General features: G+C 73.0%; 20 protein-coding genes. 9 read left to right on the forward strand and 11 right to left on the reverse strand.

Annotation, left to right across the window (positions count from 1 at the left end):
* Window positions 1-385 precede the first annotated feature (385 nt).
* Window positions 386-1,027 carry a DUF5995 family protein gene (locus ABZX96_RS07830; protein ID WP_355540035.1) on the forward strand — a complete coding sequence of 214 codons (642 nt, stop codon included), beginning with the start codon at window positions 386-388 and terminating at the stop codon, window positions 1,025-1,027.
* A 183-nt stretch (window positions 1,028-1,210) separates the two neighbouring features.
* On the opposite strand, the gene ABZX96_RS07835 is transcribed toward ABZX96_RS07830, so the two are convergent.
* Both ABZX96_RS07835 and ABZX96_RS07840 read right to left on the reverse strand, forming a co-directional pair.
* Window positions 1,211-2,905 (reverse strand): NAD(P)/FAD-dependent oxidoreductase, encoded by a 1,695-nt coding sequence (locus tag ABZX96_RS07835; protein WP_355539615.1) that lies wholly within the window; start codon window positions 2,903-2,905, stop codon window positions 1,211-1,213.
* A 207-nt stretch (window positions 2,906-3,112) separates the two neighbouring features.
* The gene (locus ABZX96_RS07840) at window positions 3,113-3,919 is read right to left on the reverse strand and encodes a carbon-nitrogen hydrolase family protein (RefSeq protein WP_355539618.1); all 807 of its coding nucleotides are present in this window, start codon (window positions 3,917-3,919) and stop codon (window positions 3,113-3,115) included.
* Between the two features lie 448 nt (window positions 3,920-4,367).
* Here ABZX96_RS07840 and ABZX96_RS07845 point away from each other — a divergent pair, with 448 nt between their 5' ends.
* On the forward strand, window positions 4,368-4,865 hold the full coding sequence (locus ABZX96_RS07845; RefSeq protein ID WP_355539621.1) for a nuclear transport factor 2 family protein: 498 nt from the start codon (window positions 4,368-4,370) through the stop codon (window positions 4,863-4,865).
* Between the two features lie 56 nt (window positions 4,866-4,921).
* On the opposite strand, the gene ABZX96_RS07850 is transcribed toward ABZX96_RS07845, so the two are convergent.
* From ABZX96_RS07850 to ABZX96_RS07860, 3 genes are all read right to left on the reverse strand, one after another.
* Window positions 4,922-5,371, reverse strand: a complete 450-nt coding sequence (locus ABZX96_RS07850) for an Lrp/AsnC family transcriptional regulator (protein ID WP_355540038.1) — start codon at window positions 5,369-5,371, stop codon at window positions 4,922-4,924.
* Window positions 5,372-5,528: 157 nt separating this feature from the next.
* Window positions 5,529-7,016, reverse strand: a complete 1,488-nt coding sequence (locus ABZX96_RS07855) for an amino acid permease (protein ID WP_355539624.1) — start codon at window positions 7,014-7,016, stop codon at window positions 5,529-5,531.
* Between the two features lie 719 nt (window positions 7,017-7,735).
* Entirely contained in the window at window positions 7,736-9,199 is a 1,464-nt protein-coding gene (locus ABZX96_RS07860; protein ID WP_355539627.1) for a GuaB1 family IMP dehydrogenase-related protein, read from the reverse strand.
* Between the two features lie 467 nt (window positions 9,200-9,666).
* Here ABZX96_RS07860 and ABZX96_RS07865 point away from each other — a divergent pair, with 467 nt between their 5' ends.
* The gene (locus ABZX96_RS07865; protein WP_355539630.1) at window positions 9,667-10,746 is read left to right on the forward strand and encodes a PP2C family protein-serine/threonine phosphatase; all 1,080 of its coding nucleotides are present in this window, start codon (window positions 9,667-9,669) and stop codon (window positions 10,744-10,746) included.
* A gap of 166 nt (window positions 10,747-10,912) precedes the next feature.
* On the opposite strand, the gene ABZX96_RS07870 is transcribed toward ABZX96_RS07865, so the two are convergent.
* Window positions 10,913-11,284: a VOC family protein gene (locus ABZX96_RS07870; RefSeq protein WP_355539633.1), complete on the reverse strand. Its 372-nt coding sequence runs from the start codon at window positions 11,282-11,284 to the stop codon at window positions 10,913-10,915.
* 71 nt (window positions 11,285-11,355) lie between these two features.
* The gene (locus tag ABZX96_RS07875) at window positions 11,356-12,831 is read right to left on the reverse strand and encodes an ornithine decarboxylase (RefSeq protein WP_355539636.1); all 1,476 of its coding nucleotides are present in this window, start codon (window positions 12,829-12,831) and stop codon (window positions 11,356-11,358) included.
* 151 nt (window positions 12,832-12,982) lie between these two features.
* Here ABZX96_RS07875 and ABZX96_RS07880 point away from each other — a divergent pair, with 151 nt between their 5' ends.
* The 4 genes from ABZX96_RS07880 to ABZX96_RS07895 all read left to right on the forward strand — a co-directional run bounded on the left by ABZX96_RS07880 (window position 12,983) and on the right by ABZX96_RS07895 (window position 17,212).
* Window positions 12,983-13,690: a diguanylate cyclase gene (locus ABZX96_RS07880; protein ID WP_355539639.1), complete on the forward strand. Its 708-nt coding sequence runs from the start codon at window positions 12,983-12,985 to the stop codon at window positions 13,688-13,690.
* A 36-nt stretch (window positions 13,691-13,726) separates the two neighbouring features.
* On the forward strand, window positions 13,727-14,767 hold the full coding sequence (locus ABZX96_RS07885) for a PHP domain-containing protein (protein WP_355539642.1): 1,041 nt from the start codon (window positions 13,727-13,729) through the stop codon (window positions 14,765-14,767).
* 138 nt (window positions 14,768-14,905) lie between these two features.
* Complete coding sequence (locus tag ABZX96_RS07890) at window positions 14,906-15,862, forward strand: LLM class F420-dependent oxidoreductase (protein WP_355539645.1); 957 nt, start codon at window positions 14,906-14,908, stop codon at window positions 15,860-15,862.
* Window positions 15,863-16,045: 183 nt separating this feature from the next.
* A complete protein-coding gene (locus ABZX96_RS07895; RefSeq protein WP_355539648.1) occupies window positions 16,046-17,212 on the forward strand; it encodes a Vms1/Ankzf1 family peptidyl-tRNA hydrolase in 1,167 nt (388 codons plus the stop codon).
* Window positions 17,213-17,418: 206 nt separating this feature from the next.
* On the opposite strand, the gene ABZX96_RS07900 is transcribed toward ABZX96_RS07895, so the two are convergent.
* The 4 genes from ABZX96_RS07900 to ABZX96_RS07915 all read right to left on the reverse strand — a co-directional run bounded on the left by ABZX96_RS07900 (window position 17,419) and on the right by ABZX96_RS07915 (window position 20,506).
* A complete protein-coding gene (locus ABZX96_RS07900) occupies window positions 17,419-17,850 on the reverse strand; it encodes a barstar family protein (protein ID WP_355539651.1) in 432 nt (143 codons plus the stop codon).
* Between the two features lie 160 nt (window positions 17,851-18,010).
* On the reverse strand, window positions 18,011-19,027 hold the full coding sequence (locus ABZX96_RS07905; protein WP_355539654.1) for a sugar-binding domain-containing protein: 1,017 nt from the start codon (window positions 19,025-19,027) through the stop codon (window positions 18,011-18,013).
* Between the two features lie 160 nt (window positions 19,028-19,187).
* Complete coding sequence (gene rpe / locus ABZX96_RS07910; protein WP_355539657.1) at window positions 19,188-19,871, reverse strand: ribulose-phosphate 3-epimerase; 684 nt, start codon at window positions 19,869-19,871, stop codon at window positions 19,188-19,190.
* Window positions 19,872-20,092: 221 nt separating this feature from the next.
* On the reverse strand, window positions 20,093-20,506 hold the full coding sequence (locus tag ABZX96_RS07915; protein ID WP_355539660.1) for a hypothetical protein: 414 nt from the start codon (window positions 20,504-20,506) through the stop codon (window positions 20,093-20,095).
* 265 nt (window positions 20,507-20,771) lie between these two features.
* Here ABZX96_RS07915 and ABZX96_RS07920 point away from each other — a divergent pair, with 265 nt between their 5' ends.
* On the forward strand, window positions 20,772-22,919 hold the full coding sequence (locus ABZX96_RS07920) for an ATP-binding protein (RefSeq protein ID WP_355539663.1): 2,148 nt from the start codon (window positions 20,772-20,774) through the stop codon (window positions 22,917-22,919).
* Between the two features lie 165 nt (window positions 22,920-23,084).
* Window positions 23,085-24,392 (forward strand): SUKH-4 family immunity protein, encoded by a 1,308-nt coding sequence (locus ABZX96_RS07925; RefSeq protein WP_355539666.1) that lies wholly within the window; start codon window positions 23,085-23,087, stop codon window positions 24,390-24,392.
* The last annotated feature ends 107 nt before the right edge of the window (window positions 24,393-24,499 follow it).

Raw genomic sequence — 24,499 nt, forward strand, 5'->3', positions numbered from 1 at the left:
GCGGCACCGCGAGCGCGCGGTGCCGCGGTCGCGGCGCATGTGCGCGAGCCTGGGCGCCGTCCGGGCCCTTCAAGCGGGCGTGCCGAGGTCGCGCCGTACGCGCCGGCCTCCCTCCGGAACGGCGGGCGCTCCCGGTGCCCCTCAAGGAGGCGCGCCGCGGAGTGCCCCGTTCCGGTCATCCGGTCGCCGCGCCCGTATTCCGCGGGCACCCGGCTGCCACGCTGAGCGGATGACGACGACTCGGCGGCCGAACGCGGGCCCACGCGACGCACGGCAACGCCCCGCACCACCGGCCACGGACCCCCTCTCGGCACCGGCCGCTCCCCCGGCTCCCCCCTCGTCCCCGGCCGACGCCACCGCCGAGCTGACCGCGGCGGCGGCCCGGATGCGCGACCTCGACGGCGGGTGGCCCTCCAGCGACGGCGTGGCCGTCTTCAACCGGGTGTACCTGGAGGTCACCGAGGAGGTGGCCCGGCGGGTGGGCACCGGGGGCTTCCAGGACCCGGTGGCGGCGGGGACGCTCGGCGTGCTCTTCGCCCGCCGCTACTTCGCCGCGGTGGACGCCGCCGCGGCCGGGCGGCCGGTCCCGGCCTGCTGGCGCCCGCTGTTCCAGCTCCGGCGCCACCCGGGCGTGCGGCCCCTCCAGTTCGCGCTGGCCGGGATCAACGCGCACATCGGCCACGACCTGGCGCTGTCCGTGGTGGCCGCCTGCCAGGCGCTGGCCTGCGAGCCGGCCGCCCTGGAAGGGGACTACGACCGGATCGGCGAGATCCTCGGCGGCATGGAGGAACGCGTCCGCGAGGAGCTGATGCCCGGCCCCGACGTGCTGGACGTCGCCGACCCGCTCACCCACCTCGCCGGCTCCTGGAGCCTGGAGGCGGCCCGCGACGGCGCCTGGGGCGCGGCCCGGGTGCTGTGGGGGCTGCGCGGGCTGCCGGAGGTGGCCGAGGAGTTCGCGGAACGGCTGGACGCGGGCGTGGGCCTGGTCGGGCGCTGCCTGCTGACGCCGCTCGGGCGGGGGGAGTGACGCCGTTCGCGCGGGGAGAGTGACCCCGTTCGCGCGGGCAGAGCAGCCGTACGGGGAGGAGCCACGCGCGGCGGGGCCACGCGATCCGGGGACGACCTGCGTGGGGCGGGGCCGGTGACACGGCCCCGCCCCACACCTGCGTCCGACGGCCTGACGGGGACGACGTCAGACCCGCGCCCCGCCTCAGTCCTCCGGCAGTTCCACCGGCGCGATCTCGTCGTACCGGTCGCCGGGCCCCGGGTTCGCCGGGTCGGTCGCGCCGCCGAAGTGGGTCATGACGCCCCACACCGCGTTCAGCGCCGTCTGCACGGCGCCCTCGGCCCAGCCCGCCGTCCAGGAGATGTCGTCGCCCGCGAGGAAGATGCCGCGCTTGTCCTCGGGGAGGCGGTCCTGCATGAAGTGGGTGAACAGGCGCCGCTGGTAGCGGTAGTGGCCGGGCAGGTTCGCCTTGAAGGCGCCCATGAAGTAGGGCTCGTTCTCCCAGGAGACGGTGACCGGGTTGCCGATGATGTGCTTGCGGATGTCAACCTTCGGATAGATCTCCGAGAGCGACTTGAGCATGACCTCCATCCGCTCGGTCGCGTCCAGCGGCAGCCACTTGAGGCTGTCGTCGCACCAGGTGTACGAGAGGCAGATGACGGCCGGCTGGTCGGGGCCGTTGTCGAGCAGGTAGGTACCGCGGGTCATCCGGTCGGTGAGCGTCATGCTCATCACGTCCCGGCCTGTTTCCTCGTCCTTGTCCAGCCAGAACGGGCGGTCGACCGGCACGAACAGCTTGGACGACTCCATGTAGTGGGTGCGCTCGATCGCCGTCCAGTGGTCGATCGGGAACAGCTCGTCGTCACAGGCGATCTTCGAGAGCAGCATCCAGGACTGCGCGGTGAACACGGCCGCCTCGTACGTGCGGATGTCCCCGCGCGCGTCGGTGACGGTGATGCGGTTGCCCGCGGTGCGGTGGAGGCGGGTCACGGCGGGGCGCGGCGCGCCGTCGTGCAGGGAGGCGAGCGAGGTGCCCGGCGCCCAGTGCACCAGCTTCTCGGGCCGCCGCTCCCACAGGCGCAGCGGGAGCTGCTGGCTGCCGCCGACGATGCCGCGGTGGTGGTCGTCGGCCTCGGTGTAGACGACGCGCAGGATCTCCAGGATGGAGTTGGGGAAGTCGGTGTCCCAGCCGCCGGTGCCGAAGCCGACCTGGCCGAAGATCTCCCGGTGCCGGAAGGACTTGAAGGCGGTGGAGTCGCAGAGGTAGCCGTAGAAGGTCTGGTTGTCCAGCTTCTCCACCAGCCGCGCCCAGATCTCCCGGATGCGCGGCACGTCGCGCTCGCGGATGGCGCGGTTCATGTCCGAGAAGTCCGCGCCCTCCTCCAGGCAGGCGTTCCAGGCGTCCATGACCTGGTGGTAGACCTCGGGCAGGTCCTCCACGGTGCGCGCGTAGTGCGTCTCGCCCTTGAGGTCGACGACGGTGGAGGGGGTGTCGGGGGCCAGCGGGTTGGGGAACGGCTTGGTTTCCAGGCCCACCAGGTCGATGTAGTACTGGAGCGCGGTGGAGCTGGGCGGGAAGCGCATGGCGCCCATCTCGGCGGTCAGGACGGGGTCGCAGCCCTCGAACCCGACGGTGCGCAGCCGCCCGCCGATCTGGTCGGCCTCGTAGACGACGGGCTTGAGGCCCATCTTCATCAGCTCGTACGCCGTGATGATCCCGGAGAGCCCGCCGCCGATGACCGCGACCTCCTTGCCGTGCGCGAGCGCGGGTATCTGCCCGAGACCCGCCGGGTGGGCGAGGTAGTCGTCGTAGGCGTAGGGGAAGTCCGGCCCGAACATGGTGATGGGCGGCTGGGTCTCCGCGTGCTGCTGGGCGGCGGTGGGCACCGTGGACGTCATCGGTCGGACTCCTTGCGGGCAGGGGGAACGGTGGGGCGCGTGGGGGTGCGCGGTGCGGCGCGGTGGCCGGGCCCCCGTCCCGGGTCGGGATCGGAGGCCGTTCCGTGGCGTTCCACGGGCGTGCGGGCAGGCGGCTCACGGGGCGGGCGCGGCGCGCCCGGTCACGGAGCCGGCCGTCCGGAGAAGAAGTGGTGCGGAACGGGCCGGTCAGGCGCGGTCCGCCAGGGTTCCGTACAGCTCCGGCCGCCGGTCGGCCAGATACGGGTTGAGCGCCCGCGACTCCTTGAGGACGTCGGCGTCGGCATCGGCGTACACGAGTTCCTCGGCGCCGCCCGCGCGCACCCGGACCACGCCGTCCGGGCCGGCCAGGCAGCTCAGCCCGACGAAGGTGAAGTCGCCCTCGGGCCCGACCCGGTTGACGTACGCGATGTAGAGCTGGCTCTCGAACGCCCGCACCGGCACGACGGATTCGGCGACGAACTCGTACGGATGGAGCTGCGCCGTGGGCACCAGCAGCAGGTCGGTGCCGGCCAGCGCGTGCGCCCGGACCTCCTCCGGGAACTCCACGTCGTAACAGATCATGACGCCGATCCGCAGGCCGCCCAACTCCGCCTGCACCACGGGCAGTTCACCGGGCGTGAACCACTCGCGCTCGAAGTCGCCGTACAGGTGCGTCTTGCGGTACCCCGCCAGCCGCTCCCCGTCCGGGCCGAAGAGCTGGGCCGTGTTGTAGACGTGCTCCCCGGCGCGCTCCGGGTAGCCGTAGAGCACCGCGATGCCGTGCTCGGCGGCGATCCGGGCGACGGCGCGGGCGCTCGGGCCGTCGGCCGGCTCGGCGAGATCGTGCAGCCGCTCGCCGATCGCGTAGCCGGTGAGGAACAGCTCGGAGCTGACCAGCACGTCGGCGCCGGACGCGGCGGCCCGGCGGGCGGCGCCCTCAAGCACCTCCAGGTTGTGGGACACGTCGCCGGGGCGGCCCGAACTCTGGAGCAGGGCGGTGCGCAGCGTCGACATGGGACCCCTCGGGTGTGCGTGCGGGCAGTACGGACGGTACTGACGGTGCCGGGTGGTGTCCGGACGATCGAACGGCGCGTACGGGGGTGTGCGGGACAGGCGCAACACCCGGTCCGCGCGGTGGCGTTCGGCTCGGCCGGGATGCGCGGCGCGGACGGTGCGTACGGTGCGATCGGTTCGGACGCATAGACGGTACGGCTCGCCGATCGGCCCGTACAAGGCACCACCATTGCGTGTAGCCGGAGGATTCGTTGCGCGTTGAGGGGGTCGGGCGGCGATTCGTTGCGTACGGGAGGGTGCGGAGGACCTTGGATGGAAAGGTGCGGGCAACCGGGGGGGGAGCGGCCCTCGGCCCGGCAGGAGGCGCCGGGGTCGTCGTGCCCGCATCCACCCCGCCCGTTCCGGCCGCCTTGACCTCAACCATGCTTGAGGACCGAAGATCCCTGCCATGGACCTCGAAGAGATGCAGCGGCACCTGCGTGCCCTCACCGACCGCGCCGAGATCACCGACCTTCTGGACCGCTTCGTGCGGTCCCTGGACGAGGGCCGGTTCGACGAGGCGTGGGCGCGCGCCTTCTACACCGAGGACGCGGTGGCCGAGATGCCGGTCGGCACGGCGCGCGGCCGGGACGCGGTGCGCGAGGCGGTGCGCGGTGGCATCGGCCTGTTCGACCGGACCGTGCACTTCGGTACGAACCCGGTCATCACGCTCGACGGCGACCGGGCCACCGCCCGCGGCGCGCAACTGAGCACCCACATCCTGCCGGGCGGCGCGGACCGGCTCTTCGTCTCGGCGGGCCACACCGACACCGAGCTGGTGCGCACGTCCGAGGGCTGGCGGATCGCCCGCTCGTCCCTGCGCGTGGTGTGGACGGCGGGCGAGCGGCCGGTGCACCCGGCGGGCGGACCGGCGGATGTGCGCCTGGCCTCGGAGGGGGCGAGCTGAGCGCGGCCCTTCAGGACACCCCGCCCCGGCCCGTCAGGACACCCCGCCCCGGCCCGTCAGCTCGGCGCCCCCGAGCTGAAGCGGCGCAGCAGCGGGGAGAGCACGAGCACGGACTTCGTCCGCTCCACGAAGGGTTCGCCGGCGATCCGTTCCAGGACCCGCTCGAAGTGCCGCATGTCGGACGCGAAGACCTGGACGAGCGCGTCGGCCTCGCCGGTGACCGTGGAAGCGGACGCGATCTCCGGGTAGCGGGACAGGCCGCGGTGGATCGCCTCCGGCGAGGTGTTGCGGCGGCAGAAGATCTCGATGAACCCTTCCGTCTCCCAGCCGAGCGCCGCCGGGTCCACCCGCACGGTGAAGCCGGTGATCGCGCCCTCGGCCCGCAGCCGGTCCACCCGCCGCTTGACGGCCGGCGCCGACAGGCCGACCTCCTGGCCGATGTCCGCGTAGCTTCGACGGGCGTCCTCGGCCAGGGCATGGACGATGCGTTCGTCGAGGTCGTTCAGTTTGTACACGACAGACAGATTATCGGCAGAAATACGCGCCCCCGGCGCCATGGCACCGGCTGTGCCACGGCGCCGGGGGCGCGAGTGGTGGGACGATGCGCCGCCGTCCCCGGTCGGCCCGCCTGTGGCGCGAGCGGGGGACGATGCACCGTTCCGGTCAGTCCGCCTGCGGCGCGTTCTCCCGTTCCAGGCGCGAGCGGCGCATGCCGTACGCGAAGTAGACCACCAGGCCCACGACCAGCCAGCCCCCGAACACCATCCAGGTCACCGCGCCCAGGCTGAACATCATGTATACGCACAGCGCGAAGCCGATCGCCGGGAACAGCGGGGCCAGCGGGGTACGAAAGGACCGCGGCATCTCGGGCCGGGTGAAGCGGAGCACGATGACCGCGATGTTCACCAGCGCGAAGGCGAACAGCGTGCCGATGCTCGTGGCGTCGGCGAGCTGGCCGAGGGGGATCGCGGCGGCCAGGATGCCGCAGAAGAGCGAGACGATCACGGTGTTGGCACGCGGCGCGCCGGTCTTGGCGTGGACCTTGGAGAAGACCTTGGGGGCCAGGCCGTCCCGGGACATCGCGAACAGGATGCGGGTCTGCCCGTACAGGACGGTGAGCACGACGCTCGCGATCGCGATCACCGCACCGGCCGCCAGCAGGACGGCCCAGAAGCTCTGCCCGGTGACGTCCTTCATGATCCCGGCGAGCGCCGCCTCCGAGCCCTCGAAGCCCTTCCAGGGCATGGCGCCCACGGCCACCGCCGCGACCAGGCAGTACAGGGTGGTGACGATCAGCAGCGAGAGCATGATCGCGCGGGGCAGGTCGCGCTGCGGGTCGCGGGCCTCCTCGCCGGCGGTGGAGGCCGCGTCGAAGCCGATGTAGGAGAAGAAGAGGGTCGCGCCCGCGCCGCTCACGCCGGCGATGCCCAGCGGCATGAAGTTGGCGTAGTTGCCGGACCGCACGCCCTGGAGAGCGACGGCGCAGAACAGCAGCAGCGCGACGATCTTGACGGTCACCATGATCGTGTTGGCGCGGGCGCTCTCCTTGGCGCCGCCCAGCAGGAAGACCATGGCGAGCAGCACGACCACCAGGGCGGGCAGGTTGAAGATCCCGCCGTCGCCGGGCGGCGCGGAGAGCGCGTCGGGGATGGTGACGCCGATCGTCCCGGACAGCAGCTCGTTGAGGTACTGGCCCCAGCCGACGGCCACCGCCGCGACCGAGACGCCGTACTCCAGGATCAGGCACCAGCCACAAACCCAGGCGACGAGTTCGCCGAGCGTGGCGTACGCGTAGGAGTACGAGGAGCCGGAGACCGGGATGGTGCCGGCCAGCTCCGCGTAGGACAGCGCGGAGAACAGCGCCGTGATGCCCGCGATGACGAACGAGACGATGACGGCCGGACCCGCCTTGGGCACCGCCTCGCCCAGGACGACGAAGATGCCGGTGCCGAGCGTGGCGCCGATGCTGATCATCGTCAGCTGCCACATGCCCAGCGAGCGGCGCAGCGTCCCGCCCTCGCCCTGGCCGCCCTCGGCGACCAGCCGTTCGACCGGCTTGCGGCGGGTCAGCCGGGCGCCGAGCGAACCGGTGGCGGAGGAGGGACGGGGGTCGCTGCCCGCCCCGGGCGGGGCTGCGCCGTGCTTCAACACTGGGTTGCTCCTTCTGCTGCGGTTGCCGCCGTCGCTGCCGTGTGCCGCCGGTCACGGCGGGCCACGGTGCGTCGCGGCGAGCGGTGCTGGTCGCGGCCTCTCGCCGCCGGCTCCGGCGACGGTGACCGCCGACGGTCCGCGCGCGGGCATGACGAAACAACCCGGAGACAGGGGGGACCGCCGAGCAGACGGTCGCCGTCACTCCACGTACAGCGCATGACCCTACGGGGCGCCCTGACCTGCCGTAATGCAGGATTCTTGCGTAAGTGCGAAGGATCGTTGCGCAGGGAGGTAAGAAACGGCGGTTTATTGCGCGGGAGTGGCGAAGTCAGCCGTTTCCGGGCGGAACGGCCTCAGGGGGCCGGATCGCTTCGATCGCGGGTCATCGGGGGGAGCGCCACCAGGAGGCGTCCCGGCTCTGACCGCCGGACCGCGCCGCGGCTCACGGACCGAACACCGCACCTCATGGGCCACGCGCGCGAAAAACGCGACGGCCCCGCGCCGGGAACACGTCACTCTCGTGTTCCGGCACGGGGCCGATGAGGCGGGGAGCCTCGGCTCCGCAACGCGCCCGCGCTGGGTCTCGCCGAAAGACCTCGGCTCAGGAACGTCCCGCCGAAAGACCTCAGCTCAGGGATGTCCCGCCGAAAGACCTCAGCTCAGGAACGCGTCCGCCTCAGTTCCCGTCGGAAAGCCGCGCTCCGGGGGCGCGCCCCGGCTCAGCTCCAGCTGTTGTGCAGCGGCTTGCCCTCCGCGTAGCCGGACGCGCTCTGCACGCCGACCACGGCCCGCTCCGCGAACTCGGCCAGGGTGCCCGCGCCCGCGTAGGTGCAGGAGCTGCGGACGCCCGCGATGATCGAGTCGATCAGGTCCTCGACGCCGGGCCGCGCCGGGTCGATGAACATGCGGGAGGTGGAGATGCCCTCCTCGAACAGGCCCTTGCGCGCCCGGTCGTACGCGGACTCCTCGCTGGTGCGGTTGCGGACCGCGCGCGCGGAGGCCATGCCGAAGCTCTCCTTGTACGGACGGCCGTCGGCGGTGTGCTGGAGGTCGCCCGGGGACTCCAGGGTCCCGGCGAACCACGAGCCGATCATGACGTTGGACGCGCCCGCGGCCAGCGCCATCGCCACATCGCGCGGGTGACGCACGCCGCCGTCGGCCCAGACGTGCTTGCCGTACTTCCTCGCCTCGGCCGCGCACTCCAGGACGGCGGAGAACTGCGGGCGGCCGACGCCGGTCATCATGCGGGTGGTGCACATCGCGCCGGGGCCCACGCCGACCTTGATGATGTCCGCGCCGGCCTCGATCAGGTCGCGCACGCCGTCGGCGGCCACGATGTTGCCGGCCACGATCGGCACCTGCGGGTCCAGCGCGCGGACGGCCTTGACCGCCTCGATCATCGTCTCCTGGTGGCCGTGCGCGGTGTCCACGACGAGCGTGTCCACGCCGGCGTCCAGCAGCGCCTTTGCCTTGCCCGCCACGTCGCCGTTGATGCCCACGGCGGCGGCGATGCGCAGCCGGCCCTGGGCGTCGGTGGCCGGGGTGTAGAGGGTCGCGCGCAGGGCGCCCTTGCGGGTCAGGACGCCGACCAGCCTGCCGTCCGCGTCCACGGCCGGGGCGATCTTGCGGTTGGCGGCGTCGAGCTGGTTGAACGCCTCGCGCGGGTCGATGTCCGCGTCCAGGACCATCAGGTCCCTGGACATGACCTCCGAGAGCTGCGTGAAGCGGTCCACGCCGGTCAGGTCGTGCTCGGTGACGATGCCGACCGGGCGCTCGTCCTCGACGACGATCCCGGCGCCGTGGGCGCGCTTGGGCAGCAGCGCCAGCGCGTCGCCGACGGTGCCCGTCGGGGACAGCACGATCGGGGTGTCCAGCACGTGGTGCCGGCCCTTGACCCAGGACACCACGTCGGCGACGACGTCGAACGGGATGTCCTGCGGGATGACGACGAGGCCGCCGCGGCGGGCCACCGTCTCGGCCATCCGGCGCCCGGCGATCGCGGTCATGTTGGCGACCACCAGGGGGATGGTGGTTCCGGTGCCGTCCGGCGAGGACAGGTCGACGCCCTGGCGGGAGCCCACCGCGGAGCGGCGGGGGACCATGAACACGTCGTCGTAGGTCAGGTCGTAAGGCGCCGGAGAGTTTTCCACGTAGCGACCGGTACCAGGCTCAAGAAAACGCATAAGTCTCACATTTTCACGCGAAACGATGCAGGTCACTTCCATGAAGGCACAGCAAAACGCCCCCGCGCTCGTGTACTCCTCCGAAGTGAGGAACGGTACGGGGGCTTCAGTGCCAGGCAGCGGATGAAACCTGCCTTACTCCCAGATGGTACCCGAACAGGCGCGCGACAGCAGGTGAGCGTCCAAGGAGCACGCCGTTCCGTCACTCAATGTGACGATTCTCCGGGCGCATCGCCCGCTCCGCGCGCCGTGCGGCCACCCTCGACACCATTCGGCCGACCGTCGATTCGACCGGATGTTCCCGCTGGCCAGCTAGTGGGTACATCCTATGAAGGCCAACTCGGACAACGCGTCGCGTGCGCGGCGTCCGGCGATGACGGCCCGGTGGTCCACCGAGGTGTCAATCACGCACAGTTACCGCCACCGTGGGGGGCGCCTGTCCCGGGGGCGAGAGGGGGGAGGGCGGAATGCCCGGAGTCCGACGAAGGGGCGGGTACGGCTGGCTGCTGTTCTCGACCGCCTTGGCAGGGGCCCTGGTGGCCTTGGACGTGGCATTGGGCCCGGGGGTGGGCCTGACCGGGCTGCTGCTGATCTGTCCGCTGCTGTCCGCCACCCGGCTCGACGGCGCGCGGACCGCCGTGGTGTCCGTCGTCACCCTGGCCGCGGGGTTCGGCGTCGCCGCGTACGAGCACACGTGGACGCGGCCCGACGAGATCTTCAGACTCGCCGTCCTGACCGCCGCGGCGGCGTACGCCGCCTGGGTCGCCGACCACCACGCCGTCCACGACAACCAGCTCGCCGACGTCGCGAGCACCGCGCAACGGGCGATCCTGCGGCCGACGTCCTTCCAGGTCGAGGACACCTTCGTCTGCGCCCGCTACCGCTCCGCCTCCCCCGAGGCCGTCATAGGCGGCGACCTCTACGCCTTCGCGGACACGCCCGGCGGCCTGCGGATGCTGCTGGGCGACGTACGGGGCAAGGGCCTGGAGGCCGTACGCCTCTCGGCCGCCGCCATCGGGCACTTCCGGGACTGCGCCTACACCCACGCCTCGCTGGCCGAGGTGGTCCGCGAGACGGACCGGCGGCTGGCCGCCGATCTCGGCGACGAGGACTTCATCACCGCCCTGGTCGCCGAGTTCACCGGCAACCGCGTCCACCTGGTCAACTGCGGCCACCACCCGCCGCTGCACCTGCCCGCCGACGGCCCGGCCGCCCTCCTGCCGACCACCGAGCCCACCACCCCGATCGGGCTGTGCCCCGTCCCCCGCGTCCAGGACGTGGAGCTCGCGCCGGGCGACCGGCTGCTGTTCTACACCGACGGGCTCGCCGAGGCCCGGAACGCCGACGGCGCCATGCTCGACCTCGTCGGACTCGTCCCCGACTGCTCGCTGCCCCGTCTCGACGACGCCCTGGACACGGTGCTGGCCTCACTGACCCGGCACACCGGGGGCGCCCGGGAGGACGATGTGGCGCTCGTCCTCGTCCAGCACGGGCCGTCCGTCCCGCGCTGCCGCGGGCACGGGACGGCGGCCTCGCGCAGGGGGTAGCGCCGGTCCATGGAGAACGGACGCGCCCCCGGCCCACGCGGCGGGGCCGGCGCACGGCCGGCCCCCGCCCACGAACGGGCGCCCGCGCCTGCCGATCGGCCACGGATGAGGCGGAACGGACCGGTCAGCTCCGGGGCTCCGGGTGAGGCAGAACGGACGGACCCGATCAGCTCCGGATGAGGCAGAACGGGTGACCCGCCGGGTCGGCGAACACGCGGAAGTCGCGCTTGCCGCCGCCGTCGTCGAGGTCCAGCGCGGTCGCGCCGAGCGCCAGCACCCGCTTCTGCCCCTCTTCCATGTCGTCCACGTCCAGATCGAGGTGGAGCTGCTGGGAGGCGTCGGGCCGGGGCCAGCTCGGCGGCACGAAGCCGGGCGCCCGCTGGAAGGAGACCTTGACCGACCCGTCCACGACGACGTCGATCCAGTCACCGCCCTTGTCGGCCTTGATCCGGCCGCCGAGCACCTTCGCGTAGAAGTCGGCGAGCGCCGCCGGGTCGGGGCAGTCCAGGACGATGGAGCGCAGCTTGGCGATGGGCACGGTTCCTCCTTGGAAGAGCGGCACGGCGGGACACGTCGGCCACTACCCGCCCCCGCGGGCGTCATGCGCCCTCAGTCGCCCGCCCGTTCGGAGCTCACCCGCACCGTCCCGAGTTCCGGGTCGGCGCAGTCGGGCAGGTTCATCCCGGCCTCAAGGCCGGTGCGCAGATAGGCCAGTACGGGTTCGGTGAGCCGCTCGCCGGGCAGGACGGCCGGGATGCCCGGCGGGTAGGGGGTGATCATCTCGGCGGCGATCCGGCCGGCCGCCTTCTCCACCGGCACGTCCTCCACGGGGCCGAAGTAGGCGTCGCGCGGCAGGAGCACCTGGTCCATCCGCAGCTCCTCCGGCGTGGGCACCCGCACGCGCGGCGCGTCGGTCAGCGCGGGCGCGTGGTCGGCGAGCGCGCGCAGGGCCGTCAGGAGGGGCGCGGTGGTCACGCGCGAGTCGGCGTGCGTGAGCTGGGCCCCGATCCGCCGGTGGTCGGCGAGGTGCAGGTCGATGCCGTGCCGTTCGCGCAGCCAGTCCGCGGCGCGGTAGCCGGTGGTGCCCAGGGCGGAGATGTCGATGATGACGGGGAGCGGGTCCAGGTCGGCGGCGAGCCCCGGTCCGACGAAGTCCTCGCGGCCGTTGACGTGCATTCCGGGGATCTTCTCGATCTCCGCCCGCGTCTCGGCGGCCAGCGCCAGCGCGTCGTCCATCAGGGCGTGCCCGTGCTGGACCATTTGACGTCGCCAGCCGTCCATCCCCGCGTAGATGAGGGCGGACGGGCTCGTGGTACCCAGCAGATCGGCCCGGGTCTGGAGCACCGTCGGGTCGATGAGGTCGCCGCGCAGGTGGAAGACCGAGCCCTGTTCGAGCCCGCTGCCCATCTTGTGGATGCTGGTGACGCAGACGTCGGCGCCCGCGTCCATCGCCCAGGACGGCAGGTCGTCGTGGAAGGGCAGGTGCGCGCCCCACGCCTCGTCCACGATCAGCGGGCGCGACCGGGCGTGGCAGACCTCGGCGATCTCGTCGAGCGCCGCGCTGCCCCCGTACGGCGTGGGGCTGGTGACCAGCGCGCCGCGGGCGTCCGGATGCCGCTCGAAGGCCTCCTCGAACGTCCTGGCCGCCGGAGGGTGGGCCAGCCGGCGCTCCCGGTCCCACCCGGGCTCCACCCACACCGGCTCGACGCCGGAGAGGATCAGCCCGGAGACCACCGACTTGTGCGCGTCCCGGCCCACCAGGAGCTTCTGGTGCGGCCCCGCGACGGACAGCATGGCGGCCTTGACCGACAGCGAGCTCCCGCAGGTGGAGAAGAAGGCCCGGTCCGCGTGCACGGCGTCGGCCATCAGCTCCTCGGCCCGGGCCAGGACGCGCCCGGTGGAACGCCGGTCGTCCAGCCCGCCGGTGGCCAGCACGTCCGCGTGGAAGACGGCGTCCCCCAGGATCTCCCTGACCAGCGGGTCGGCACCGCGTGCCTGCTTGTGACCGGGCGGGCTGTAGCCCAGTTCGCCCCGCAGGCGGTAGGCGGCGAGCGCGTCCAGAACGGGTGCTTGTGCGTGGTCCATGCGACACGAGTGCCTCGCTCGTCCGGAACCATTCCTCGGGGCGCGCCCGCCGGGAGGTCCCCGGGCGCGGTCCCGGCCCTTCCTCGGGCCCCGCGCCCGCCGGTCGGCGGACACCCCGTTTGCCCCGGGCGTGACGGGTGACCCGAAGGTCATGCGTCTTCCTCCCCGTATACGTGCCTGGCGCCACTGGCGCAAAGGCCCCGTGCTGCGTACGCCCGCCCACGCCGACGACGCGGAGAACGCCTCGCGGCGCATCCTGCTCTACGGGGTGCTGCCCCTGTGGTTCGTCCCCAGCGTCGCGGACTGGATCATGCACCGGCGGACGCGCATCCAGGACACCAGCGGCACCCGCGAATCACTGGTGCACGCGCTGATGATGACGGAGGCCGGCGTCCCGGTGCTCGCCGGCCTGGTGGCGCGGATCAACCCGCTGGTCCTGTCGCTGATGGGCGGCGCGGCCCTCGCCCACGGCGCGACCGCCGTCTGGGACGTCAGCATCGCCACCGAGGAGCGCGAGGTGCGCCCCGTCGAGCAGCACATCCACAGCTTCCTTGAGGTCCTGCCCCTGACCGCCGCCGCCTTCACCGCGTGCCTCCACTGGGACAAGGTGCGCGCCACCCTCCGGGGCGGCGGCACCCGCGAGGACTGGAAGCTCCTCCCCAAGGAACGCCCCCTGCCCGCTCCTTACCTCGCCGCCATCGCGGCGTCCGTGGGCGCCTTCGTCATCCTCCCCTACGCGGAGGAACTGATCCGCTGCCTGCGCGCGAAGCCGGAGGCCCCGGAGCGGCTCGACGCCGTCTCACCGGCCGCCCGCGAACGGGTGGCCACGGGCGGCGACGGCGCGGTGGGCCTGGCCTGAGGACGTAAGGGCGGCCCCCAGGACAGGAGGTGGCACATGGACCCCGCGGCGGCGCTGGACCGGATCGCCTTCCTGCTGGAACGGGCGGGGGCGGAAACGTACCGGGTACGGGCGTTCCGCAACGCCTCGGCGGCGGTGACGGAGCTGCCGGACGAGGAACTGGCGCGCCGTTCGCAGTCCGGCGGCCTCGCCGCCCTGCCCGGGCTCGGCCCCAAGACCGCCGCGGTGGTCGCCCAGGCGCTGGCCGGGCGGGTCCCGGACTATCTCGCACACCTGGAGGACGAGGCCACCCGCCCGCTCGCCGAGGGCGGGCGGCGGCTGCGCGCGGCGCTGCGCGGTGACTGCCACCTGCACTCCGACTGGTCCGACGGCGGCAGCCCCATTGAGGCGATGGCCCACGGGGCGAAGGCCGTCGGCCACCAGTGGGCCGTCCTGACCGACCACTCCCCCCGCCTGAAGATCGCCCGCGGGCTGTCCGCCGACCGGCTGCGCGCGCAACTGGACGTGGTGGAGCGGGTCAACGCCGCGATGGGGCGCGGTTTCCGGCTGCTGACCGGCATCGAGTGCGACATCCTCGACGACGGTTCGCTGGACCAGGAACCGGAGCTGCTCGACCGGCTGGACGTCGTGGTGGCCTCCGTCCACTCGAAGCTGAGGATGGACCGGGACGCGATGACGCGACGGATGGTGGCCGCCGTGGCCAACCCGCTCGTGGACGTCCTGGGCCACTGCACCGGCCGCCTCGTCAAAGGGAAGGGACGGCCGGAATCGTCCTTCGACGCGGAGATCGTCTTCGCGGCCTGCGCCCGCTTCGGCACCGCCGTGGAGATCAACAGCCGCCCGGACCGCCTGGACCCGCCCCGCCGCCTCATCCGCCTGGCCCTGGAGGTGGGCACGTACTTCGCCATCGACTCCGACGCCCACGCGCCGGGCCAACTGGACTGGCAGATCCACGGCTGCGCCCGCGCCGAGGAGTGCGGCGTACCGCCGGAGCGGGTCGTCAACACGTTCACCGCGCGGGAGCTGCTGGCGTGGACGCGGGCGGGGGGTGGGGAGGGGGCGTCCGGGACGGGGTGAACGGCCGCTCGGAGGGTCCTGGTCCGGCAGTAAGGGAGCGACCCGGCCGCAGGGACCGCGGGCGACCCGGCGCGGCAGGTTTCCACCGCCGCGCCGTTGGCTACCCGCGCCAGCACACCCCCGCTGGAGGAGGTCCCCATGACCGAGTACGGCTACTTCCTGTCCTGTGAGGAACACAGCCCGGCCGAGTTGGTCGAACAGGCCAGGATGGCGGAGCAGGCCGGTTTCACCGGGCTGTGGATCTCCGACCACTTCCACCCGTGGGTGCGCGAACAGGGGCAGTCGGCCTTCGTCTGGTCCGTCATCGGCGCCCTCTCCGAGGCCACCTCCCTCCCCGTCCAGACGGCCGTGACCTGCCCGATCATGCGCCTGCACCCCGCGCTCACCGCGCAGGCGGCGGCCACCAGCTCGGTCCTGCTGGGGGGCCGCTTCCGGCTCGGGGTGGGCACCGGCGAGGCGCTGAACGAGCACATCCTGGGCGGCCCCTGGCCCCCCGCGCCGATACGCATGGACATGCTGGAAGAGGCCGTGCAGGTGATGCGGCAGCTCTTCACGGGCAAGCAGGTCACCCACCACGGCAAGTACTACACCGTGGAGAACGCCCGGCTCTACACCGTCCCGGACGAGCCGGTGCCCATCGACGTGTCGGCCTTCGGCCCCACCGCCACCGCGCTGGCCGGCCGCATCGGTGACGGGCTGATCACCATGGCCCCGGACACCGACGCGGTCGAACGCTTCCGGCGCGCGGGCGGCGGCACCAAGCCGGCGTCCGGCGGGCTGAAGGTGTGCTGGGGACCGGACCGGGACGAGGCCGTCCGCACCGCCCACCGGCTGTGGGCCACCGAGCAACTGCCCGGCGAACTCCCCCAGGTCCTGTCGACCCCGACCCACTTCGAACAAGCGGTCGAACTGGTCCCGCCGGAACGGGTCGCGGCCAACGTCGCCTGCGGCGACGACGTGGACGCCCACGTCCGCGCTCTAGACGCGTACGCCCAGGCCGGCTTCGACGCCGTCTACGTCACCCAGATCGGCCCGGAGTACCGCGGCTTCTTCGACTTCTACCGCACCAAGGTGCTGCCGCAGCTCACGGGGTGATTCCCGACGGCGAGGCGGCCGGGCGGAATCCGGCCCGGCCCCCGCGCCTCCCCCGGACCGGCGCCCCCGCGTCACCGCCCCCGCACCTCCCGCCGAATCGGAAGGCGTCCGTCCGTGTCGCCCCTTCCCGACCGGGTACCCGGTCAGCCGACCGACCCAGCGCCACGGAACCTGGAGGGAGCTATGCAACTCGGATTCCTCACGCCGGTCCTCAGCCGCCCCGGCCCTTGGGCCAGCGTCTACTTCGGTACGGCTCAGCACATGGAGTCCACCCCGGAGATGCGGGCGGTGGAGGCACGCAACGTGAGCCGCTACCTCGCGGCGCAAGGGGCCGAACAGGCCACCTGCGACGCGGTGCACGACGAGCTCGCCTCCCTGCAGCACGCGTCGGAACCCGCCGGCCGGGCCATCTTCGCCACGGGCGGCGAGGTGGTCCTCGACGCGCCGCTGGAGGCCTCGCCGCCCCGCGGCGTGCAGGTCTCCTGGTCGGCGCTGCCGCACGTCAGCCCCCTGGTGGAGCTGGTGGGCAAGACCCCGACGGTCCTCCTGGCGTACATCGACCGGCTCGGCGCCGACTTCGAGTTGCGCGGCGAACGCGAGACCCGCCCGCTCAGCCAGGTCGACGGCCTGGACTGGCCGATCCACCGCACGGGCCGGGACGACTTCTCCGAACGCCACTTCCAGGCGGCCGTGGAGAACACCTGGGAGCACAACGCCGAGGAGATCGCCCGCGCGCTCGCCCAGTGCCACCAGCAGACCCGTACCGACCTGGTGATCCTGGTGGGCGACCCGCGCGAACGGCGGTCCGTGCACGAGCGGCTGCCGCAGCAGCTCCAGGGCATCACCGTGGAGTGCGAGCACGGCGGGCGGGCGGCGGGCGCGCGCAGCGTCGCCTTCGATCAGGACATCGAACGCATCCGCGCCGGCTGGGCACTGCGGCAGACCGAACGGGAGCTGGAGCGCTTCGACGCCGCACGCGGTGCCGCCGCCGACCGGGTCGACGCGGTGGAAGGCGTCCCGGCGCTGGTCGAGGCCGCGCGGGAGCACCGGATCGCCGAACTGATCGTGCACCCGGACGGTCCCGACGTGCACCGCGAGGTCTGGGTGGGCCCGGGGCCGGACCAACTGGCACTGCGCCGCTCCGAGAGCCAGTACCTGGGCGAACCGGATCCGGTCGCCGCCCGGGCCGACGACGCCCTCCTCCGCTCGGCAATCATGGCCGACGCCGACGTCTTCGCCGTCCCCCGCGAGCCGGACACCCCGCACACCCCGGGCGTACCGGTCGGCGGCCTCGGCGCCATGCTGCGCTGGCCCCAGCAGGACCAGGCGGAGGGGCTCAAGGGAGCCTGAGACGACGGAGTGGGACGGGACGGCCGACCCGGGAGCGACGCCCGGGCCGGCCGTTCGCACGCTGCTGTCCCGGGCGGCACACCCCTGCTACGGACGCGTGCCCCGGGATCCTTACGGGAGCGCGCCCCGAGACGGTTACGGGAGCGCGCCCCGGGACCGCCGCCGGGCTCCGATCACAGCCGCCCCCTACGGCCCCGGAAAGTCTCTTACCGCCCCCGGGCCAGCACCACCGCGAGCCCCGTCTCCGTGTCGCGCCAGTAGGCGACGGCGTCCGCGACGACACCCTCCGCGATGCGCCACTCCTCCGGTTCGGCGGCGGCGAACCCCTGCCAGCCGCTGAGGACCAGCAGCCGGCCGCGCGTCGGCGGGCACCAGGACAAGTCGGTGAGGCAGTCGGCGAGCGCGTCCCAATTGCGCCCGAACCAGGACGGCAGCCGCAACGCTTCGGCACACCGCTCCATGAACGCGGACGTGTCCGCGACCCCGTCGAGATCGAGCAGGGCGCCCGCCCAGCCCGCGTCCCGCGCGGCGGTCAGCGCGTCGGCCGCGGGACGCCCGGCGGGCCATGTGACGACCCCCGGGGGCGTGTTCCCCTCCAGCACCGCTGCCAGCGGCCGGGGAACGGGAGCCGGGCTCACCGGGCCGCTCCGTCCGTCACCCTGCCCGGCGTCCGGAGGGGCCCTCGGCCCCTCAGCTCAGCGGGACTCATCACCACGGCCACCATGGCGCCGATGCTGTCACAGCCCCTCCCCCACCGCGCGCCGAGACGGCCCACCATCGCGGGCCCCCGAGCAGCGCTCAGGACCCGTCCGGATCCGCGCGATCCAGCGCGGGCCGCGGGCCCGGACCCGTCTCCGTCAGGAGGTGGTCGGCCGCCGCGGTGTCCGTCACCAGGCTCGTGACCAGCCCGGACCGCAGCACGGCGCCGATCGCCGCGGCCTTGTGCCGCCCACCCGCTATGGCGATGACCTCGGGGATGCGGCGCAGCCGGTCCGCCTCGACCGTGATGCAGCGCTCGCCCAGGTCCCGCCCGATGCGGCGGCCCTCGGTGTCGAAGAGGTGCGCGGACATCTCGGCGGCGGCGCCGAGCGAGGCGTAGTGCTCGCGCTCCTTGTCCGACAGCATGTCGTAGACGGTGGAGATGCCCGGCGCCCAGGAGCCGATGGAGACGCAGGCGACGGTGACCTTGTCGAAGTACTCGAAGGCCCGCGCGATGCCGGTCTGGGCGCGCAGCGTGCCGGCGGTCGCCGAGTCCGGCAGCAGCATCGGCGCGTAGATGGGGTGCGCCTCGCCACCGGAGACCTCGGCCGCGCGGCGCACCGCCTCCACCGAGCCGCGGTCGGCCGTACCGGCGTCGTACACGCCCGTGAGCTGGACGACGGTGCAAGGAGGGAGGCGGTGCAGCGCCGCCGCCATGTGGATGGTGGAGCGGCCCCAGGCCAGGCCGAGCACGTCGCCCTCGGTCACCAGCTCCTCCAGGAGCCCGGCCGCCACCTCGCCGAGGTTCTCCGGGTCGGAGGGGTCGTCCATGGGGACGGCCGGGCCGGGGGCACCGGCGGCGTCGGCGGTCGACTCGACGACGACGGCGTGCCGCAGCCCGTAACGGGACCGCAGCGCGTCCGAGCGTTCGGCGTCCAGCTCGGCCGGCACCCGGATCTCGATGCGGACGAGGTCACGCTCCAGCGCCGTCTCCAGCACCCGGGCGACCTTGAACCGGCTGACACCGAACTCCTCGGCGATCTGGATCTTGGACTTGCCCTCCAGATAGAAACGCCGAGCCATGGCCGCGGCCTGCACCAGCTCGGCGGGGCCCATTGCGGACGTTGGGCGGCTGGCAACCACGAGATTCTCCCCTTTTGCGCACCTGATCGGGTCTTTGCTCATCCTTGCAGAAACCCGCGGTGGTCGGGGACCTCGACCGCCCAGGGCATCGTGAACGCTCGGTGGCGACCCGGACAACCACCGGCACCCAGCGTCAGTGCGCGCAGGCCCAGCTCGCCGCCGCGGTCGCGGACTCGGCCTGGGCCCGCAGGTCACGCACCGCCTTGGCCGGGTCCTGCGCGCCGTAGACCGCCGAACCGGCCACGAACACGTCGGCGCCCGCCTCCGCGCATCGCTCGATCGTGTCCGCCGAGACGCCGCCGTCGACCTGGAGCCACAGCTCCAGCCCATGCTTGGAGATCAGCTCACGAGTGCGGCGGATCTTCGGCAGCATGATGTCCAGGAACGCCTGTCCGCCGAACCCCGGCTCCACCGTCATGATCAGCAGCATGTCCAGCTCGGACAGCAGGTCCTCGTACGGCTCGATGGGCGTGGCCGGCTTGAGCGCCATCGACGCCCGCGCGCCCTTCGCCCGGATCTCGCGGGCCAGTCGCACGGGAGCCGCCGCGGCCTCCGCGTGGAAGGTGACGGAGCCGGCCCCGGCCTCGATGTACTGAGGGGCCCAGCGGTCCGGGTCCTCGATCATCAGGTGCAGGTCGAGCGGGGTCTGCGTCGCCTTGCTCAGCGACTCCACGACCGGGACGCCGAGCGTGAGGTTCGGGACGAAGTGGTTGTCCATCACATCCACGTGGAGCCAGTCGGCTCCTTCGACGGCCTTCGCCTCCTCTGCGAGGCGGGCGAAGTCTGCGGACAGGATGCTGGGGTTGATCAAGGCCATGCCCCCAGTATCCCTCTCCCCGCCCGCCACCCCGCACCCGGACCGAGCGGGGCGGGGATGCCGCCGGGGAACCGCGATACGGCCGTGACCTGCTGGTTACGGGGGGTACGGGCGGGGAGACGGCGGGCGGCCGGTCGCCGGTGCCCGGTTCGCCGCGGTGCGGGAAGGGGGCAGGACGCCCTTGCGTCCGTGCCTGCTGCGGGCGGGTGACGCGGTCCGGTTCAACGGGCCGCCGCACACGGGGCCGCCGGGGAGGGGACCGTGGCCCGGCTGATCGAGGAGAGGCAGTCGGCGAGCACGGTGATGCCGGCCCACCCGCTGTCCCCCAGCGGCTTCGCGGTGATCGCACCGGCCCCGGTGCGGGTGGCGGTGCCGGCGGGCGGCCCCGCCCGTCGCAGGCCAGGTGGACTCTGCTGGTCGGCCCGTCCCGGGAGCGGCCCGGCGGCAGGCTGTTCACCCCCTTTTAGCGCCCCGGCGGCGTGCTGGTAGGCGGGCACGGGGGAGCCGACCGCCGTCGGCCGGTCCAGCTCGCCGGCCACGTCCGCCCGGACCGGGGCGGATCGCAGCGTCCGGACGAAGGTGCCGTCCGCGGCCCAGCGCGACAACGGGCGTGCGGGGCGGCTCAGGAACCGCACCGGCCGGGCCCGTCCCGCCAGGCCACCCCGGTACGGAACGTCCGCACGAAGCTGTTGAGCATCAGCCGGCCGTCCAACCGTTCCCGGCCCCCCGGGCGCGGGGCAGCGGCGGGTGGACCAACTCCCACCCGGCACCGGCCGGCTCCTGGCGAGGTGTCCCGACCGTGATCCGCTACGCAAGATCATTCGGCGGCACGACCTAGGATGAACGACGTACGGTCAACGCGGCATAACGGTGCCAAACGGACAGGACAACGGGGAGACCATGACCAGCCCGGCGCAGGCCCCAGAACAGACCGAAGCCCATGAGCCCCACCCCTACATCGGGGGGCGCAACACCGCGCTGTGCGCGCTCACCGCATGGCGGATGGAGTGGCCGGGCGCACCTCGGGTCGTCATCCTGACCGGGAGCCCGGGCACCGGGTGTTCGCGGCTGCTCACGGGGTTCCTGATGCTCTGCGACCCGGAGTATCGCAAGGGGATCGACCTGGACGCGCTCGATCCGGCGACCGTGCCTCCGGACTTGCCCGCACCCGCGGTGCCGAGCGTCGCCGGGCTGACGGCAGCACAGATCCTGTGGCTGCTCGCCGATCACTACGAGTTGTCCGCGATCCGCACCGCCGACATCATCCCCGAACTCGGCCGACTCCCCTTGTCAGGACGGCCGGTGACGATCGTGGTGCCGGATGTGGATCGGGCCGGCCCGGTGCGGAAGGCAGGGGAGCCCGCGCGCGTGACGCGGGACGTGCTGAAGCCCCTCGCCGCCGTCGATTCCATCCGCCTTCTCGTCGACGTGCCCCGCGAACTGGCCGTCGAACTCGCCGAGGGCCTGCCGCCCGGCGTGGCCCGGATCATCGACCTCGACGCACCCGAGTGGGCCGACCCGGAAGGGCTGGTGCTGCAGGCCGAGACGCTGCTCGATCCCCGATTCGGCGCCCCGGAACTGCCCTTCACGACCGCGCCCGACGCTCGACGCGCGCTCGCCGAGGCGATCGCCCGGCACGCGGGAGACGGCGCGGGCAGCCGCCTGACCGTGCATCTCGCCGTGCGGTCGATTCTGATGCACCCGGAGGGGTTCGATCCGGTGGATGTCAGCCAACTGCCCGGCGGCGTCGGCGAAGTGCTCGATCTGCACGCCCGGCGACTCGGCACCCACCCCCGCACCCTGCGGCAGATCCTCGCGCCCCTCGCCCTCGCCGAGGGCGACGGACTGCCCGTGCACCTGCTGACCCCGCTCGCCTCCGCCGTCGCCGAGCGGGACATCAGTCAGGACATGGCGCGGGGCGTGTTGCTCGCCGCCCCCTTCATCCGCACCATCGAGAGGGCCGGGGAAAGCATCCCCGAGAATGAGCGGGTGCTCCTTGGATTGCGGCACCCGGGCATCGGCGAGGCCGTTCGGGCCGGCATTCCGGATGTTCCGGGTGCTCAGGCGCGTATCGCCATGGAATTGCTGGAGGCCGTCCCCGATCAGGACTGGGCGAAGGCAGGGGCGTACGTGCGCGATCACATCGCGGGACACACCTTGGAGGCCGGTCTGCTCCCCCGGCTCCTCACCGACCCCGGCCTGTTCGCCCACGCCGATCCGGTGCGGTTGCGCGCCGCGGTGGAGGCCGTACCCCTGGAGCAGTTGGACGCACCGGCGCGCACATATCTGCGTACGGCCCCGCTGCTCACCCGGACCCAGGCACCCGCCGTCCTACGCGCGGCGCTCCTGGAGACCGCGTTCGTCGAAGACGGACTGCCGGAGTACGCGGCGGTGTTGCGCCGCATCGTGCCCGAGCTTCCCTGGCACACCCTGTGGAGCGTGCCGGTCGCCGGAGCCGACGCCGTGACCGTCGGCGAACTGCCCCCGTCCGCGGCCGCTTCGGACAGCGCCGCGCAGGCGCCCTCGAAGCAGGAGCCTTCGGAGCCGGCCCCGCTCACGGTCGCCGTAAGCGCGGTGCCCCAAGGCACCCCGGGGTCGATCCCGCTGAAAGCCGACGATCCCAAGGCCCCCACCGTGCTGGTGCAGGACCTCGCCACCGGTTCCGTCATCGATGCCGACCCGGCCCGGATCCTGCGCCCCTCGGATGACGAGCGCGCCACCGGGCCACTCGGGGTCAGCCGCGGTGCCGACTATGTACGCGTCTGGCGCCGCGGCGAGCAGCAGGGCGACGAGAAGCTCGTCACGACCCTGATCTCCGCCACGCCCATCACGGGAACCGACCTCTCCCCCGACGGCATCCTCCTTGTCGCCACAGAAAGCGGTGTGAAGGCACTGCGGATCCGCCCCGCGGCCGGTGCCACGACCGCTCGGCGCTCCGTACACGGCGCCCAGGCAGCCGGGCCTGAGCCCGCACAGGCCCCCGGGCCCGAGCCGGAAGCCGGGCAGGATCCACAAGCCCCCGGGCGCGATGCCCACCCGGCCGTCTGACACCCACCGCGAACCGTTAGCCTCAAAGCCCGAAAGGCCCGAGGCGCCAGAGCCTCTCGAAGGCGCGCCCGCATCGGACCGCCTGTGCCCAGGCCCACTCGGACGAGGGCCGCGAAGCCCGCCCGGCACCGACCCCGGCCGCCCGAAGATTCCAAGGGAGTTTCCGTGATCAGCCAGGAGCAGGCGCTCGCGACCGCCGAGGGGTGGCTCAACCCCGAGGGACAGGAGCGCCGTGAGGTGCGGATGCAGGAGTTCGACCTGGGCTGGGTGGTGTGGGCCGCGGCCCCGCCGGTCGAGCGTGACCCTGTCACGGGCAAGCGCCGGCCACCGGCCACGATCGGCCACTCCTGCGGTGTGGTCGACCGCCGCACCGGCGAGCTGAGCACCTGGCCGTCCGTGCCGGTCGAGGAGGTCGTGCAGATGTACCAGCAAAAGCACGGCGGCGGCCAGAAGGCCGCGCCGCCCGAGCAGCCGCCGGTCACCGGCCCCGGCAACACCACGGTCATCACCTACGTCGACCCGCGCACCGGCGAGGAGACGAGCCTTTCCATGAACTCCGCCCCCGGTCTGCCGCACTCCGAATTCCAGGCCCTGGCGGAGGTCCGGGAACTCGGCGTCCCCGCGCAGAACGTGGTCGCGGTCCACACCGACCTCAGCTCCAGCCTGCTCCCCGGTGGGTACCCGGGCCGGCTGATGCGCCGTCTCTGCCCCAACGCGCGGTTCTCCTACCTGCACGAATACGGCCCACGGGGCGAGGAGCGCGCCGAGGCGGTCGCCGGGCTGCTCCAGCACGTCGAGACGATGCACCAGGTCGCGGGTCAGCAGCCGCCGCCACGGCCTCACCGCGCGCCGCTACCGACCAACGTCGAGCCGGCCGAACCCCTCAGCGACGTCGCCCTGGGCCGCAAGCTGACGGAGACCTTCGGCGCTGACGAGGTACGCCGCTACGACGCCGACGACGTGGCGGGCACCCCACTCCCCGAGGCCGCCAAGGCCACACTGATATGGGCCGGGCTCCCGGCCGACATCCTGTTCTTCTTCACCGCTGACAACCCGAAGGACGGCCTGTTCGCCAATGTCGGGCTGTACCTGCGCCGGATCGAATCCCGGGCGAGCGCCGAGTCCATCGCGTTCCTGAACGGACACGTCAGGATCGGCACCGACGGGGACGCCCTGATCACCGTCCAGTGCACGGGGTCGGATCTGGAGGGTGAACCGGTCGGCCAGCTCTGGGCCGTCACTCCGGAAAACGGCGCGGGCCGCCGCGTCAACGCCTCGGTGTCCGCCTTCGTCCGCTCCCTCGCGCTTCTGCACACCACGCAGGAGGAGATGCTCGGCCTCGACCCAATCGAGGCGGGCAGGGCCGTCGCCGACTTCCAGGCCCAGCTCGTCGCCATCGACGCGTCGTCCCTCGACGACCCCAGGAACTGGTGGTCGGTGATCGTCGAGCAGATGTGGCACGGCTTGTTCTGATCGACCCTTTCGCCGTGGATGCGCGGCGTGTTGTCGGCAACGCGCCGCGCCTCTTCGCGTACGTACGCACTCTGTGCGCGTGCTTGAGGCGGTCCACGCCGCCCGAG

The organism is Streptomyces sp. NPDC003077 (assembly GCF_040611095.1).
In the GTDB taxonomy this organism is placed as follows: Bacteria; Actinomycetota; Actinomycetes; order Streptomycetales; family Streptomycetaceae; genus Streptomyces.